This window comes from Streptococcus caecimuris (assembly GCF_943193075.1).
Classification (GTDB): Bacteria; Bacillota; Bacilli; order Lactobacillales; family Streptococcaceae; genus Streptococcus; species Streptococcus caecimuris.
The window spans coordinates 15,395-31,534 of record NZ_CALPCT010000002.1 but is presented as its reverse complement, the minus strand read 5'-3'; the positions used below and the strand labels follow the sequence as shown (position 1 = coordinate 31,534).

Genomic DNA, 16,140 nt, shown 5'->3' with positions numbered 1-16,140 from the left:
TTTTTCAAGTTGAATCTCTGGCCTGTATGATATAATGGAATCTATGAATTATGTGAGACATTTATACAAACGACTAAAACACAGCCTCTTGTCCCTCCTTGTAGGAGTCTTGACATTAGGCCCTATTTCCACTGCCTTTGCGGACGACATCTACCAGCAAGAAGATGTCATGAAAATCGCAGCTGATGCTGGACTGGTATTGGATGATTTTTACAAGCCTAAGGCTGACATCGTCATCGACGCCAATACTGGAGCTATATTGTACGGAGACAATATCGACACGGTCCGGGACTCAGGAAGCATGGCCAAACTCATGAGTGCCTATGTAGTCTTTCGGACCCTCAAAGAAGGCAAGATCAAATATGATACCGTGGTTACAGCAACAGAGGCAGACCAAGCCATCTCGGAAAACAATCTGTTAAGTAACTCACCTATTGTAGCTGGTGTTGACTACAAAGTATCTGAATTGATCAAGATGCTCTTTGTTCCATCTTCCAGTGCGGCCGTGATTATGCTGGCCAACGCCGTTACTGACAATGATCCCGATAAGTTTTTGGACTTAATGAATCAGTACGCGCAAGAAATGGGGATGAGCCATACCAAATGGCACAATCCAAATGGGGCGATGATCTCGGTCCTTCAGGGCTACTACAATCCTCAGCGCTACGATGTCAATGCGAATAACGAAATCACAGCGCGGGACATGTCTATTCTGGCTTATCACATCGTAAACGACCTGCCAGAAATGTTGGAATACACCAAGCAAGCTCACACTACGATCATGGAAGGAACCCCCTACGAGCAAAGCTACGATAACTACAATACTTCCCTCGAAGGTGGAAAATTCGCCCTTAAAGGAACAGATGGACTCAAAACTGGATCCAGCCCGACTGCTGACTACAACTACACCGCGACAACCAAGCGGGGTAAACAGCGGATTATCGAAGTCATTTTGGGGGTTGGAAACTACGATGTCGAGATCGCCGAAAGTTACCGCAATCAAATCGGGAATACCTTGGCTGAGAAAATGTTCGCAGACTACCAGTATAAAAAAATCCTTTCTGCAGGCGATCATACCATCGACGGGAAGACCATTCACTTGAAGCAAGACTTCTATGCGACCGTTAAGAAGGGGACGAAGCCAGCCCTTAAACTAGAAGACAACCGCCTAGTTGTTCAGAACGGCTTGCAACAGGTATCTCCAAGCATTAAACCGGGAGTGGCTGTAAGTGAGTCTAAAGCAACGACCTCTAGCAGTAAAAGCAAGGGACTCGATGTCATGTGGCTCTTCTGCTTCCTGCCTGCCGGAATTTTATACCTGATCTTTAAACAAACCGATCCAAAAAGAAGAAAATAGAAAAAGAACTCCCATTACCATAAGGTATGGGAGTTCTTGGTTTGTCGACAAAGCCATCTTAGGAACTTTCCTTAGGTGAGTACGGACGTCAGCGAACTTCGAAGAAGTTCCATGACTTAGTTTTGAGCCTAAGGTCTCAAAACTCCCGAGTGCCTGAAACAATTGTTTTCAGGCACTTTTCTCACGGCGGAAAGTTCCTAAGTATTTTTTAATGAGCCTTAAAAAGTATCTAATTTTAATTTTTTAGGCATCCATTAGTTTGTTTGATGTAAAAAATCAGTTTGTCTACATTATCTGTGAATGACAGATATTGATTTAGTCTAAACCTTGAACATAGGCATCTACTGCTACGATGGCTTGGGCAATATCAGAAGCCTTCACTTCAAATGGCATTTGATGGATGGTTTCTCCTTCGATGGTGGCTTGTTGACCAACTTTGAGAAGATCTTCATAACTTGCAGTTTCAAGATGCATTTCTTTCAGAGTGGTTGGCATACCGATTTGTTGATAGAAACGAATGTATTTATTCAATTCTTCCTTAGGACGGTTTTCTAAGAACAATTGAACTAACGTTCCGTAGGCTACTTTTTCACCGTGAGTCAAATGGTGGATGTCCCCAGTAAGGGCTGTAAAGCCATTATGGATGGCATGGGCAGCTGCTAACCCACCACTTTCAAACCCAATACCACTAAGAAGGGTATTGGCTTCAATGATGTTTTCAAGAGCAGGGGTTACGACTTTGGCTTCACAAGCAGCCATGGCTTGGAGTCCATCAGCAAATAAGGTTTCTTCACAACGTTGTGCAATGGCGACACCCGCTAAGGTTTGTCGTTGACCCAACATGGTTTTTCCATTGGCTTGCATTACCGCACGCGCTTCGACCCAAGTCGCTAATCCATCTGCGATTCCAGAAGCGAGCAAACGTTTTGGTGCTTGAGAGATGACTTTGCTATCCACCAAGACCAATTCTGGGTTTTTAGAATAGAAAATATAGCGAGCAAAGGCACCTTCATCCGTGTAGATAACTGACAAAGCGGAAACGGGAGCATCTGTAGAGGCAATGGTAGGGGCAATCACAACTGGTGATTTTAAAAGATCGGCAATAGCTTTCGCACTATCGATGGTCTTTCCTCCACCAAGTCCAATGACCAAATCACAGCCATTTTCTTCTGCCAAACTAACCACACGATTGATTTCGTTATCAGAAGCTTCTCCATTAAAGAAGACTGGCAAGACTGTAAATCCATACCGAAGGAGATATTTTTCAAATCGTTCTCCTACGATTTCATAGACTACTGAGTCGCATAGTAATACAGGATGACTCCCCAGTTCTAAAATAGGTTTTGCATTTTCAAATAAGGCATTTTCCCCTTGAATGTAACGTGACGGACTTGCAAAATTTCTCATATACTCCTCCTTTATCAAATTATATTCTGATGATGAATAGCTGACCAATCATTTGCAAAATCATTCACCGCTTTTTCAATTGACGGCATTCCAAAAGCCGCTTCAAAGACATCAGCCCCAGCAGTGATGGCTTGTGCCCCTTCTTTGAATGCTCGATTGACTTGACCGACATTCTTAAAGGATGCTGCTAGAATTTTGCTTGATGATTGATTTTTTTCGATTGAATCTGCCAATTGTGCTATTACCTGTGCTGAATCAATATTCAAGTTCTCCATTCGATTATAATAGGGAGCAAGGTAATCTGCGCCTGCTTCAATAGCCAAAAGACCTTGAAATACAGTATAAATTGCGGTTGCAGTAATTTTATAACCTTCTGATTTTAATGTTTTGATAGCTGCCAACCCCTCAGGAGTAACCGGAACTTTAATAAAAACATTTCCGCCACATTCTTGTCGAATTTTCGCAGCATCTTTTAAAATACCGTCATAATCTTTCGCAACAACTTGCACATGGATAGAAGGAGCTTCACCAATGATCTCCCGAACCTCATGAATCCGTTTAAAGAAATCGATTTCTCCTTCTTTTTTGGCAATTGTTGGGTTAGAGGTTACCCCAGCAAGAGGTAACACTCGAGCCCATTTTTTTATTTCATTTATATTTAAAGTATCAAGCATAAATTCCATATACATACCTCTTTACTATAGAGTATGCTCTGTCCGTCCAATAATATCATCTTGTGTAGCTCTTGATAGTACATTGAAGAAAGCTGAGTAGCCTGCAACACGTACAATTAAGTCACGGTGTTTTTCCGGATGTTTTTGAGCATCTAATAACGTTTCTCTAGAAACCACATTATATTGAATATGGTATCCATGTAGACGATTAAAGAACGTACGGAGTAAAGCAATAAGTTTTAATTTATCTTCTTCTTTGGCTAAAGTTTGTGGGTTTACTTTTTGGTTCAGTAAAACACCACCAACTATTTCATCTGTTGGCAATTTAGAAACTGATTTTAGAACAGATGTTGGGCCATGTTGGTCCATATTGTGGGATGGAGAGCATCCTTCTGCTAGTGGAGTTCCAGCATTACGACCGTCCGGAGTAGCTAATGTTCCACGACCTTGTCCTACATTGGCTGAAATAGAAGATGTACCTGAGTAACGGATACCACCGATTGGCCCACGTCCATAGCGAGTATTTGGATATTTAGCAATTTCATCCACATAAATATCGTATGCTTCTCGAACTAAGCTGTCTGCATAGTCATCATCGTTTCCATACTTCGGTGCATCATGGATAAGCATCTCTTGGATTTCTTTTCCACGTTCGCCCTCGTAATCGGTTTCCAGAGCATGCCATAGTTCTTGTGGTGTTAAGCGCCCTTCTTCAAATACCAGTTTCTTGATCGCTGCAAGCGAATCGGATAAGTTTGCAATACCCACTTGTAAACCAGAAATATAATCGTAGACAGCCCCACCTTCTTTTAGGTGTTTTCCACGTCCAATACAGTCATCTGTCAAAGCTGAACAGAGGATATCTGGCACTTCTCTTTCAAGAGATAGGTCGATAGAGTTTTCTACGATCACACTCATGCGGGTTAAGTGGCGTAAGGTCTTGTCCCATGCTGTTTGCAATTCATCGAAGCTCTTCATGTCTTTAAAATGACCAAAGCTTGGTGCAAAGCGCTTGCCAGAAGCAGGATCGATTCCGTCATTCATCGTAATGAGCAAAACTTTAGGGAAGTTCATATAACTCATACCTGTACAGCGATATCCCCACTTACCTGGAACAGCTGTTTCTACACAACCAATTGCACTGTAATCATAAGCATCTTCTTCAAGCACGCCTTTTGAAATAAAGGATGGAATAATGATCTCATCATTATTGAAAGCAGGCATACCGAATCCGAGCTTCATAACTTCAATACATTCGTTCATGAAGCGGGCATCCAAACCAGCATGGTAACGAACAGTTAAGTTTGGTTGAGGAAGGTGAGTTTGAGCAACAGACTTCAACACTAAATAAGACAATGGGTTAACAGCGTTTTTCTTATCACGCGTTTGACCACCAATCGTAACATTTTGATAAAGCGGACTACCTGCAGATGAGAAGGTATGTGCTTGACTACGTACTTTGTTAATTGTAATAGTCTTAATCCAAAGGTTGGTCAAGCGTTCAACAATACTCTCTTCAGTTTCCCGTCCACTTTCCAAATCAGCTTTAACGTATGGATACATATATTGGTCAAAACGGCCATATGAAAGTGAGTGTCCATTTGATTCAATCTGAAGAATACATTGGATAAACCAAACAGACTGAACAGCCTCTGCAAATGTACTTGCAGGCTCGTATGGAACTTTTGAGCAAATCTCTGCAATTTCAAGCAATTCCTTCTTACGTTCAGGAGTTGCTGTCTCAGCAAGTTGTTTAGCAAGTTCAACAAATCGTTGAGCATAGGTCTTAACAGCATCAACTACGATAAAGATAGAATCGTAAAAATGGTACTTATCAATGCTAGCTGGATCCGTTAGATCTAGGGCTGCTTTAGCTTGGCGGGCTCTTTCTTCAAAACCTTTCAAGCCATATTGCAATAATTTTTGATAATTGACTGCTAAGTGGGCATCTCCTGAATTCATCTTCCCTTCCATACCGAAGAATCCTGTTTCCATATAGACAGATACTTCTTCAGGTAGAAGAGCTCCAGCTCTTGCACGTAAGTTATTATTTTCCCAGAACGGTGCGATACTACGGAGCTGCTCTTTCGTTTCTTCCGTAATATAGAAGACGTCACCATCCCGCTTTTCAAAAAGATCCAATTCCTTCAGAACGAACTCTAAAGTATATTCTGGGAAGATCGGAGCATCTTTATTAGAGGATGCTTGGTTTCCAGCAATCATGGATTCATCCTCAATATAGATTGTCATATTTTCAAGAATCTCTTTCAACATATAGGCACGTTTAAGAACATTTGGTTGTTCCTTATAACGATCATATGCCTTAGTTGCAAGAACGGCACGTTCAGCGTCGATATAAGGCTTCTTGTTTAAGACATCTTCACGATACTTATTCATGCGTTCAGTGAGGCTTCCAAAATATTCTGTTTTAATGCTTGTACTTGCTACTTCTACTTGTTTCATTTTTTCAAAACCTTTCTTTTGAAATTATTTTGTTTTCTTTCGTAACTATAGTAGCATTAAATTTTACGAATTTCAATGAATTATGGATAATACCTATAAATTCTATTCTAGTCGCACATCTGTGCACTCCTAATAAACGCACTATTTTTCAGCTTGTAATTCGTTGTTATAGGCAAGATTATCTTGGAATTTGAAGAATGGGAAATATACGACAGTCGAGGTTGCGAGAACCAGCACTTGAACGAAAGCACCTTGCCAACCTCCAACCATAAATCCAGAAATAATGGCTGGTGTACTCCAAGGAAGGGTCACACCTGAGAATGGATGCATGAACCCAATAGCAATTGAAGTATAAACAATTATCGCTGCTAAAATTGGAACGATAATAAATGGAAGGAACATCACTGGGTTCATTACAATTGGGAAGCCAAATACGACGGGTTCATTAACATTGAAGATTGCAGGAAAAGCTGCAACTTTCCCAAGTGCCTTATATTGTTTTGACTTAGCAGCAAATAACATAGCAACAACCAAACCAAAGGTTATACCTGATCCAGACAAAATAAGGAAACTATCTAGGAATTGTTGAGTTACAATGTGAGCACCATTTTCAACGGATAGCTTCCCAGCTGCCAACATTGATTTATTGGCATCCAGGTTAGAAAGTAGTAAGGCTGTTACTACACCATTGACAACTGATTGTCCGTGCACACCAAACCACCACAAGAACGAAATAAAGAAGGCAATTCCAATCGCTCCGTAAAGTGATCCTGTTAGACCTTGTAGAGGAACCTGAATGACATCATAGATCATTTCAATGAAAGTACCGCCACTTGTCACTACTTTTGATACGATATAGACAATCATTGATAGTAAGAAAATCACGAAAGCAGGAATCATCGCTTCAAATTGTTTGGCAATGGCTTGAGGTACTTGTTCTGGCATTTTAATAACAATGTGTCTTTGGATAAACACAGTATAAATCGCACCAACTACCAGACCTATAATAATAGCCCCGATAATCCCTTGACCACCAAACCATACTTTTGCAATGGCATCACCAATTGGTTCTCCCTTAGCTGGTACATAAGAAGATTTTAACAAGATAAAGTATGAAGATAGGGACAAAACTCCTGCTGGCAAGGGTTCTACTCCACTGTTTTTAGCATATGAATAACCAATGGAGAAGCACGAAATTAAGCCCATGATGGCGAATGTTCCTGAATAAACCTGCATAAATGGCTCTGTCCACGTATCGCCAAATACACTAGCAATAGCCTGATTAAGGCCTTCAAATGGTAATTGCCCAATAATCAGGAACAAACTACCAACTACCGTTAATGGAAGGATCGCTAACATCCCATCTTTAAGAGCAATAATTCCTTTCAAGTTTACAAACCGCATGATTGGAGCGATAATTTTCTGAGAATTAAAATTAGACATGGGAAGCCTCCTTATTTTTCTCCTAGCAATTCTAGAGCTAGATTTAGTACTTTCTTACCATCCAACATCCCATAATCTGCCATAGGGATGACAGCAATAGGAATATGGTTTGCCTCACAAATCGCTTTTGATTTATCCAAAGTATAAGCTACTTGAGGGCCCAACAAAGCGACATCGATTTCAGGAGCAAAATCTGCTAATTTCGCTTGAGAATAGGCATCGATTTCAGCATCAATCCCTAATTCCTTAGCCGCCACCTTCATATTATTTACCAACATTCCTGTTGAAAATCCTGCTGCACAAAACAATCCAATTTTCATCTTCTTTTCCTCCTTATTGTTTCGCTGAAAGTTCTTTACGTAAGTCAATCATTTCTTTGATCAAGTTAATCTCTGTGATTGAAGTCATTAAGTGATCTTGTGAGTGCACAAACAAAGCTGTAATCTCTGTCTTTGTCCCACCTGCTTCCTGGGCTAAAAATTGTGTTTGCAAGTTATGCGCTTCTAGCAATGCTGCATCTGCTTTCGCAATTTCGTCTTCAGAAGATGTAAAATCGCCCTCCTTAGCATATGATAAAGCTTGGTAAATATGCTGTTTAGCATCACCCGCATTTAAAATCAATCCCATAATAATTTGGTCTGCAACAATTATTTCCATGTGCACTACACTCCTTTATCAATCTACTGAAAGCGCTTTTTCTATTGTCAATATACCATTTATATTTTTGCCGGTCAATAAAAATCACAACATTTGATTATTGTTTTTGTTTTTTGCACATTTGTGCTATTCAACTCAAAAAAATAAGGACTGCATTCCTGCTGTCCTATTTTTTAGTAAATTGCTGATCACCATCTAATTCTAAGACTTTTAAGATCGTTGCTTCATCTGTGACTAAATGATTGATATAGTTGGCTTTCAAAACCGATAAAAGTGCTTTTGCTTTCTGATCACCGTAGGCCAAAGAGATGGTGTTTGGTACCTCTCTCAATTCCTCCAATGTGATAGATATTGTTCTTTCCTGTAATTCAGGATAAACGGGGATACCTTCTTGATCAAAGAAACGACAGCATACTTCTCCTACAGCATGTTCTGACTCCAATTTCTTAAAATCATTTGATGTCAGCATATCAAACCACTGAGGATTCTTGCTATCTGCATAGCCACCAATCCCTACAGCCGCAACATCCAAACAACGCCAACTAGCTTTCAAATCCTCAAAATACTTAGAAGATAAGATGCCTTCCGTCACCTCAGAATTTTCTTGAATGACACTCGCGTTTATAAAATGACATTCCCCATGAAATTTACTCGCCATACTGTAGATCAGCGTATTGACATGGTAGCGAGCATGAATATGACTGGGACCTCCAGCTAGGGGATAAAACTGTACACCATCCAAGCGCTTCGTTCCAACTTGTTCTACCATTAATCTGAGAGACTTGCCCCATGAAAATCCGACTGTCATTCCATCTTCAATCAAATTACGAAGCATGACCGCACTTGCTTGCGCCAGTCGCTTTTCAAGGCTTTCTCGAGGTTCATCAACTAGATTCGGTATAATCTCGATAGCTTTTAAGCCATATTTTTGTTTGATATAATTTTCTAAATGGAAGAGGCGAGTATCAAAGTTTTCGATTTCAATTTTTACTACGCCCTCTTTCTTGGCCTCTGCTAGCATTCTGCTGACAGTTGTACGGTAGATTCCAGTTTCTGCTGCGATTTGCGATTGACTTTTGTCTTCAACATAGTATAGATAGGCTAATTTAGCAAGTAACTTTTTCCGTTCATCTTTCAATTGGCTTCTCCTTCTTATACTAAAGTTAAAATTGTTTGTGAATCCTCAAGTTTTTCTTTCGCTTCTTGAGATATATTCTTATCTGTTATGACTCTCGAAACTTGTGAAAGTGCAAATCGTCTGACAGTTCCACATTTCCCAAATTTACTTGAATCTGTTAAGACAATCACTTCTTTAGAAACATCGGACATAGCTTGAACAACTTCACTTCTCATCATATCTTTCCCAGTAAAGCCAAGTTCGTCATCATATCCGTCTACCCCTACAAAAGCAAAGGGAACTCTAAAAGAACGGATTAATTCTTTCAAAAGCGGACCTACAGTCACTCTCGATTCTTTTTGAAATTCACCACCAAGTAGGATGATTTTACAAGAATCATATTCCTGAATATAATCTGCAATAAAGTAAGAATTTGTCACAATCTTGACATTCTTTTTTGTTTGGCAAATTTCTTCCGCTAGCAAGGCACATGTAGAGCCCGATTCAATCAAAACCGTGTCGTTATCCTTAATTAATTTAGCAGCTTCCCTGGCTATTCTTTTCTTGGTATCATATTGAAAGGACAGTCGAACATTGATATCATCTCCACTATTTAAAACAGCATAGCCGTGTTCTCTATGCAATAATCCTTTGGATTCTAGCTTGTCCAAATCCTTTCGAATGGTCACTTTAGAGACTTGTAATTTCTCAGACAAACTATTAACATCAATCTTTTCAAATTCCGATACTAATTTCAATATTTCATCTAAACGTTGCATTGTTTTTACCTCTTCTCTATTTTAGCAAATTTTCGAGTGAATTCAAAACAAAATAAACTTTCGTTCGTAATTGAATTAGTTTCTTAAATAATGTATAATGGACTTACTAGATTGATAGGAGAGCAAAAATATGGAACAAAATCGCGGCATAATCTTTAATATCCAACACTTTAGTATCCATGATGGCCCTGGAATCCGAACTACTGTATTTTTAAAAGGATGTCCCCTACGTTGTCCATGGTGCTCCAATCCTGAATCCCAGCGTGCAAATCCTGAAAAAATGTTGGATGCTGTTACTAAAAAGGAAACCATCACAGGAGAAGAAAAAACAGTTACCGAGATCATAGATGATGTCTTAAAAGACGTTGACTTCTACGAAGAATCTGGTGGTGGCCTTACCCTGTCTGGTGGAGAAATCTTCGCTCAATTTGAATTTGCCAAAGCTATCTTAAAAGCTGCGAAAGAAGTTGGACTTCATACTGCAATCGAAACGACAGCTTTTGTTGAACATGAGAAATTTGTCGATCTCATTCAGTATGTTGATTTTATTTATACAGACCTTAAACATTACAATACACTTAAACATAAGAAGGTTGTCGGAGTCAACAATCATCTGATTATTAAAAATATTCATTATGCCTTTGCTCAAAACAAAACAATCGTTTTACGTATTCCAGTCATTCCTAATTTCAATGACTCTTTAACTGATGCTGAAGAATTTGCTTCCCTTTTTAATTCTCTCAACATCGATGAAGTACAACTTCTCCCATTTCACCAGTTTGGAGAAAACAAATACAAGCTTTTAGGACGTCGCTATGAAATGGAAGGAATAAAAGCCCTGCATCCAGAAGATTTATATGACTACCAGCAAGTTTTTTTAGATCATGACATTCACTGTTATTTCTAATCCATTCAAAAATCCCCAAAACTAGTTTCAGTAGATTGAAACTTGGCTTTGGGGATTTTTATTTTTTTACGACCGTCGAGAAAAAGAGAGATTGCCTGGTGGGCATGGCCCACATGGTCAATCTCCTATTTTCTTCTCGCTTTTTTTACGGGCTTAGTATCTTGATTTACCAAATGATCACACGATCTTCTGGTGCGCGCCACATGCCGTCGCCTTCTTTGACATCAAAGGTTTCAAAGAATTCGTCAAAGTTTGGTAATTGGACATTGGTGCGGAGTTTTCCTGGTGCGTGGACATCGACACTTGCGAGGAGTTGCATGTACTCTGTCCGAGCTTTCATGCGCCAGATGCGAGCAAAGTTGGTGAAGAATTCTTCTGCTGAGAAATCTTCCTCTTTCTTAGCGGCTTCAAGGGCTGCAGCGATACCACCGAGGTCTGCTACGTTTTCAGAAACGGTCAATTTCCCGTTGATCTTGGCACCGTAAGAGTCTTGTCCTTCAAACTGATCGATGACTTTTTGAGTCCGAGCGGTAAAGGCTTCGTAATCTTCTGGCTTCCACCAGTCTTTCAAGCTACCATTCTCATCAAAGGAAGCACCATTGGTGTCAAAGGCGTGGGAGATTTCATGGGCAATGACTGCACCGATTCCGCCGTAGTTAGCTGATGACGATTGGTGAAGGTCATAGAAAGGTGCTTGCAAAATCGCTGCTGGGAAGACGATTTGGTTTTGTTGCGGATCATAGTAGGCATTGACCATATTAGCTGGCATATGCCATTCGCTCCGATCGACTGGTTGGTTCCACTTGCTCCAAGTATGGGCAATGGAAATTTCGTAAAGGGCTTGAGCATTTTCCACCAAGGTCTTGCTCTCGTCGATGATCTTCTTGGCGTATGTTTCTGGTAATTTTTCAGGGTAGCCGATATGCGGTGTGATGACATTGAGCTTGACAATAGCTTTTTCGCGAGTTTCAGGAGCGAGCCAGTCTGCTTTTTCCAGACGATCCTTGTAGACCTCAATCATGGTTGCTACTTTATGCTCTACGTCTGCTTTTGCTTCTGGTGAGAATTTTTCACCCGCATACCAGAGTCCAAGCGCTTGGCTATATGGTACTTCTGCTAATGACAAGGCCGCCTTTTCTTTTGGACGAGGTTCTGGAATACCTGCAATCGTACGACTATATTCACCAGCCAAGACACGGATTTCTTCGGTCAAGAATAAAGTCCAATCTACGGCTGCACCGAGTTTCAATCTTGCATGAATGGTTTCCCAGTTGGCTGCTGAATAGAATGTTGGTGCGAATTCCTTCCAGAAACGCTCTTCTGGAACGATGATTTTATCTGGTGTTTGTCCGATCACTTCTGTAAAGAAAGTATCGAGTGGCAATTCTGGAACCAAGGCCTTGAAATCTGCCCACTCATAAGGATGGTAGAGTTTGTTGTACTCGGATCTTTCTTCATTTGACAAGATATATTTGGCCAATTCTGCATCCGACGCAATGACCTTATCCAGGATATCTTTGATTTCTGCCTCTGAGAATTCAAATTTAGGTAAAAGTTTTTCCATCATTTGGCGCCAGATAGCCAGTAATTCTGGGCCTTTTTCGTTACCTTCTTCATAGTAGGTCGTATCTGGCAAGATATGAGCCGGCGCTTCTCCCCACAAGACATTCATTTGGGCATTCATATAGTCTGGTGACACCATAAATGGCATGAGATTTGGTTTGCCAGCTAGTTCATAGGTACCCAACTTGCTGGTATAGTCTTCAAAAGAAGTCAGAGCCTTGATTTCATTGATCAAGGGCATAGCTGGAGCGACACCAGCTGCTTCCCGTGCATCAAAATCTGCCACCATTTTGTGGTATTTGACGAAGTTTTGCAGAATGCTGTCTTCAGGCAGCTCTTCTCCCCGTTGCCATTTCCCAGTGATATCCAACATCAAGTTTTCGATGTCTCGATCTAAGTCCATAAAACCACCAGTTGACGGTTTGTCATCAGGAATCACAGCTGTCTCAGCCCATGCCCCATTGACGTAATCATAAAAATCATCTTGTAAACGTACCATGATCTTCTCGCTTTCATTCTTTTGTAATAACCTTATCAAAAATAGGAACTTTTTTCAATGATTTCAAGAGATTTAAGTTGAATTATTTTAAAAATTAACTTGACTTAACTTTTTATTCGTGTATAATTATTTCAAAAATTAACTTGACTTAATTTTTTTATTCATGTATATTAATGGTAAAGGAGCAAAATCATGATTCAATTTGAACATCTCAGTGTTGCTTACCAGCAAACACTGGCCTTGGAGGATCTTTCCCTCACCATCCAGGGTCCAACCATCCTAGGCATTCTTGGCCCCAATGGGGCTGGAAAATCAACCCTAATCAAGGCCATGCTAGGACTTCTCCCTCATGCGGGAAAGGTCCAGCTCGATCAAAAAGATCTCAGCCAAGTTCTTCAACGGGTGGCCTACGTCGAACAGAAATCCGCTATTGATTTCCACTTTCCCATCACGGTGAGAGAGTGCATCTCACTGGGTCTTTATCCCCACCTTTCTATCTTCAAGAGAAAAAGCAAAGAAGATCTCCAAAAAGTGGAAAATGCCTTGAAACTTGTCAATCTTCTTGATCTAGCGGATCGCCAGATCGGCCAGCTTTCAGGAGGGCAATTCCAACGGGTGCTGATCGCCCGCTGCTTGGTCCAAGAAGCGGATGTCATTTTTTTGGATGAGCCCTTCGCAGGGATTGACTCTGTCAGCGAAGACATCATCATGCAGACCCTCCAGACCTTGAAACAAGAAGGCAAGACCATTCTGATCGTCCATCACGACCTCAGCAAGGTCCCAGCTTATTTCGACCAGGTCCTCCTCCTTCATCGTAAACTGATTGCATTTGGGAAAACAGAGGAAACCTTTACCAAAGAAAATCTGCATGCAGCCTATGGGCATGAACTCTTTATAGGAGGTGGCGTCGGATGATTACAGAATTTATCGATGGATTACAGCAATTCCACTTCTTACAGAATGCCCTGATCACAGCCATCGCCATCGGGATTGTCGCTGGAGCCGTTGGATGCTTCATTATTTTAAGAGGCATGTCTCTCATGGGAGACGCTATCTCACACGCAGTTCTTCCTGGTGTGGCTCTCTCCTTTATCCTGGGCATCAATTTCTTTATTGGCGCCATTGTCTTTGGTCTTTTAGCTTCTGTCCTCATCACCTATATCAAGAGCAACTCCATCATCAAGAGCGACACTGCAATTGGGATTACCTTTTCTTCTTTCCTCGCCTTAGGAGTCATCCTGATTGGAGTCGCTAAAAGTTCCACCGACCTTTTCCACATCCTCTTTGGGAATATCTTGGCCGTCCAAGACCGGGATATGTGGATAACCATCGGTGTTGGTGCTGCGGTCTTGCTGGTGATTGTCCTGCTTTTTCGCCCCTTGCTTCTCACTTCATTTGATCCGGTTTTGGCTCAATCCATGGGCGTCCGGGTCAAGGTCTACCACTACCTCCTTATGGTGCTTTTGACATTGGTTTCTGTTACTGCTATGCAAAGTGTCGGAACCATTCTCATCGTCGCCATGCTCATCACACCCGCTGCGACGGCCTATCTCTATACCAATAGTCTCTGGTCCATGATGCTCCTTTCATCCGGATTAGGTGCTCTTGCATCCATCCTGGGACTCTTTATTGGCTATAGCTTAAACATCGCCGTCGGGTCTTGTATTGTCCTCACTTCTGCTGTCTTCTTTCTCATCAGCTTCTTTATCGCTCCTAAGCAGAGAAAGAATAAGCACGCTCTTTCATCTCATTAAAGGGGAAACACATGAAAAAAACCGCTTCTATCCTCGCCCTCTTTGTGGCGCTCTTATTTGGTCTGTTGGCCTGTAGCAAAGGCTCTTCTTCTGGAGCTTCTGGTAAATTGAAAGTGGTCACCACCAACTCCATCCTTGCAGATATAACTAAAAATATTGCTGAGGATAAGATCGATCTGCACAGTATCGTTCCTGTCGGCAAAGATCCTCACGAGTACGAACCGCTTCCAGAAGATGTCAAAAAGACTTCGCAAGCAGACCTCATCTTCTACAACGGGATCAACCTCGAAACCGGGGGCAATGCTTGGTTTACTAAATTGGTCAAAAATGCCAATAAAGTTGAAAACAAAGACTATTTCGCAGCTAGCGACGGAGTCGACGTCATCTACTTGGAAGGCCAAAACCAAGCTGGAAAAGAAGACCCTCACGCTTGGCTCAATCTCGAAAACGGGATCCTCTACGCTAAAAACATTGCCAAACAATTGATCGCAAAAGATCCCAAAAACAAGGACTTCTACGAAAAAAATCTAGCTGCCTATACTGAAAAACTCAACAAGCTCGACCAAGAAGCCAAACAAAAATTCAACAATATCCCAGAAGATAAGAAGATGATTGTAACCAGCGAAGGCTGCTTCAAATACTTCTCCAAAGCTTACGGCGTCCCATCTGCCTATATCTGGGAAATCAATACGGAAGAAGAAGGCACACCTGACCAAATCAAAACGCTGGTAGAGAAATTGCGTCAAACCAAAGTACCGGCCCTCTTTGTCGAATCCAGTGTCGATGAGCGTCCTATGAAAACTGTGTCTAAGGATACCAATATCCCGATCTATGCAAAGATCTTTACTGACTCGATTGCCAAAGAAGGGGAAAAGGGTGATAGCTACTACAGCATGATGAAGTGGAACTTAGACAAGATCGCAGAAGGATTGAGTCAGTAGCCCCTTCAGATTTCTAAACAAATCAGTGGCCCCTCCTCCGGTATTGCGGTACAATAAAAACAAAAAAAGGAGTCTTTTTATGGCAACATTTTTAGGAAACCCTGTTACCTTTACCGGATCTCAACTTCGAGTAGGGGAAATGGCCCATGATTTTTCATTGATCACTCCAGCTCTGGAGAAGAAATCTTTAGCTGATTTTGCTGGCAAGAAAAAAGTCCTCAGCATCATCCCATCCATCGACACAGGGATCTGTTCGATGCAAACACGTCACTTCAACAAGACCTTATCGGACTTGGAAGACACTGTCGTCTTGACGGTCTCTGTCGACCTTCCTTTTGCTCAAGGTAAATGGTGCGCTGCTGAAGGGCTCGACAATGCTATCATGCTCTCAGACTACTACGACCATTCTTTCGGAAAAGCTTACGGCCTCTTGATCAATGAATGGCACTTGCTTGCGCGCGCTGTCTTGGTCTTAGATGCAGATAATAAGGTGACTTACGTTGAATACCTAGACAACATCAACAGCGAACCAAATTACGACGCTGCAATCGAAGCCGTCAAAGCACTTGGATAAATGAA

General features: G+C 41.3%; 15 protein-coding genes. 6 read left to right on the top strand and 9 right to left on the bottom strand.

The genetic code is table 11. The features are described from left to right. Positions 1 to 34: 34 nt before the first annotated feature. Positions 35 to 1,357 carry a DUF1958 domain-containing protein gene (locus NFR56_RS01015; RefSeq protein ID WP_251457115.1) on the top strand — a complete coding sequence of 441 codons (1,323 nt, stop codon included), beginning with the start codon at positions 35 to 37 and terminating at the stop codon, positions 1,355 to 1,357. A 315-nt stretch (positions 1,358 to 1,672) separates the two neighbouring features. Here NFR56_RS01015 and NFR56_RS01010 read toward each other — a convergent pair whose 3' ends face one another. From NFR56_RS01010 to NFR56_RS00975, 8 genes are all read right to left on the bottom strand, one after another. Beyond that, positions 1,673 to 2,764, bottom strand: a complete 1,092-nt coding sequence (locus NFR56_RS01010; protein ID WP_049506401.1) for a glycerol dehydrogenase — start codon at positions 2,762 to 2,764, stop codon at positions 1,673 to 1,675. Between the two features lie 14 nt (positions 2,765 to 2,778). Further along, positions 2,779 to 3,447: a fructose-6-phosphate aldolase gene (locus tag NFR56_RS01005; RefSeq protein WP_049486453.1), complete on the bottom strand. Its 669-nt coding sequence runs from the start codon at positions 3,445 to 3,447 to the stop codon at positions 2,779 to 2,781. 15 nt (positions 3,448 to 3,462) lie between these two features. Then, positions 3,463 to 5,901, bottom strand: a complete 2,439-nt coding sequence (locus tag NFR56_RS01000) for a glycyl radical protein (protein ID WP_251457112.1) — start codon at positions 5,899 to 5,901, stop codon at positions 3,463 to 3,465. Positions 5,902 to 6,042: 141 nt separating this feature from the next. Continuing rightward, positions 6,043 to 7,344: a PTS sugar transporter subunit IIC gene (locus tag NFR56_RS00995; RefSeq protein WP_049486454.1), complete on the bottom strand. Its 1,302-nt coding sequence runs from the start codon at positions 7,342 to 7,344 to the stop codon at positions 6,043 to 6,045. 11 nt (positions 7,345 to 7,355) lie between these two features. After that, the gene (locus tag NFR56_RS00990; RefSeq protein ID WP_013904534.1) at positions 7,356 to 7,664 is read right to left on the bottom strand and encodes a PTS sugar transporter subunit IIB; all 309 of its coding nucleotides are present in this window, start codon (positions 7,662 to 7,664) and stop codon (positions 7,356 to 7,358) included. Between the two features lie 13 nt (positions 7,665 to 7,677). After that, entirely contained in the window at positions 7,678 to 8,001 is a 324-nt protein-coding gene (locus NFR56_RS00985; protein WP_049486455.1) for a PTS lactose/cellobiose transporter subunit IIA, read from the bottom strand. Positions 8,002 to 8,167: 166 nt separating this feature from the next. Continuing rightward, positions 8,168 to 9,139: a sugar-binding transcriptional regulator gene (locus NFR56_RS00980; protein ID WP_049486456.1), complete on the bottom strand. Its 972-nt coding sequence runs from the start codon at positions 9,137 to 9,139 to the stop codon at positions 8,168 to 8,170. A gap of 14 nt (positions 9,140 to 9,153) precedes the next feature. Continuing rightward, entirely contained in the window at positions 9,154 to 9,897 is a 744-nt protein-coding gene (locus NFR56_RS00975; protein WP_048717589.1) for a DeoR/GlpR family DNA-binding transcription regulator, read from the bottom strand. 130 nt (positions 9,898 to 10,027) lie between these two features. Here NFR56_RS00975 and NFR56_RS00970 point away from each other — a divergent pair, with 130 nt between their 5' ends. Beyond that, positions 10,028 to 10,804 carry a glycyl-radical enzyme activating protein gene (locus NFR56_RS00970; protein ID WP_048691616.1) on the top strand — a complete coding sequence of 259 codons (777 nt, stop codon included), beginning with the start codon at positions 10,028 to 10,030 and terminating at the stop codon, positions 10,802 to 10,804. A 166-nt stretch (positions 10,805 to 10,970) separates the two neighbouring features. Here NFR56_RS00970 and NFR56_RS00965 read toward each other — a convergent pair whose 3' ends face one another. After that, the gene (locus tag NFR56_RS00965; protein WP_251457109.1) at positions 10,971 to 12,866 is read right to left on the bottom strand and encodes a M13 family metallopeptidase; all 1,896 of its coding nucleotides are present in this window, start codon (positions 12,864 to 12,866) and stop codon (positions 10,971 to 10,973) included. Positions 12,867 to 13,058: 192 nt separating this feature from the next. Between NFR56_RS00965 and NFR56_RS00960 the strand changes: the two genes are divergently transcribed. From NFR56_RS00960 to tpx, 4 genes are all read left to right on the top strand, one after another. Continuing rightward, complete coding sequence (locus NFR56_RS00960; RefSeq protein WP_049515716.1) at positions 13,059 to 13,781, top strand: metal ABC transporter ATP-binding protein; 723 nt, start codon at positions 13,059 to 13,061, stop codon at positions 13,779 to 13,781. After that, entirely contained in the window at positions 13,778 to 14,620 is an 843-nt protein-coding gene (locus tag NFR56_RS00955) for a metal ABC transporter permease (protein WP_003004302.1), read from the top strand. Before NFR56_RS00960 ends, NFR56_RS00955 begins: the two co-directional genes overlap by 4 nt. Before the next feature lie 11 nt (positions 14,621 to 14,631). Further along, complete coding sequence (gene fimA / locus NFR56_RS00950; protein WP_251457107.1) at positions 14,632 to 15,561, top strand: metal ABC transporter substrate-binding lipoprotein/fibrin-binding adhesin FimA; 930 nt, start codon at positions 14,632 to 14,634, stop codon at positions 15,559 to 15,561. Positions 15,562 to 15,640: 79 nt separating this feature from the next. Next, a complete protein-coding gene (tpx, locus tag NFR56_RS00945; protein ID WP_223345465.1) occupies positions 15,641 to 16,135 on the top strand; it encodes a thiol peroxidase in 495 nt (164 codons plus the stop codon). Positions 16,136 to 16,140: the final 5 nt, after the last annotated feature.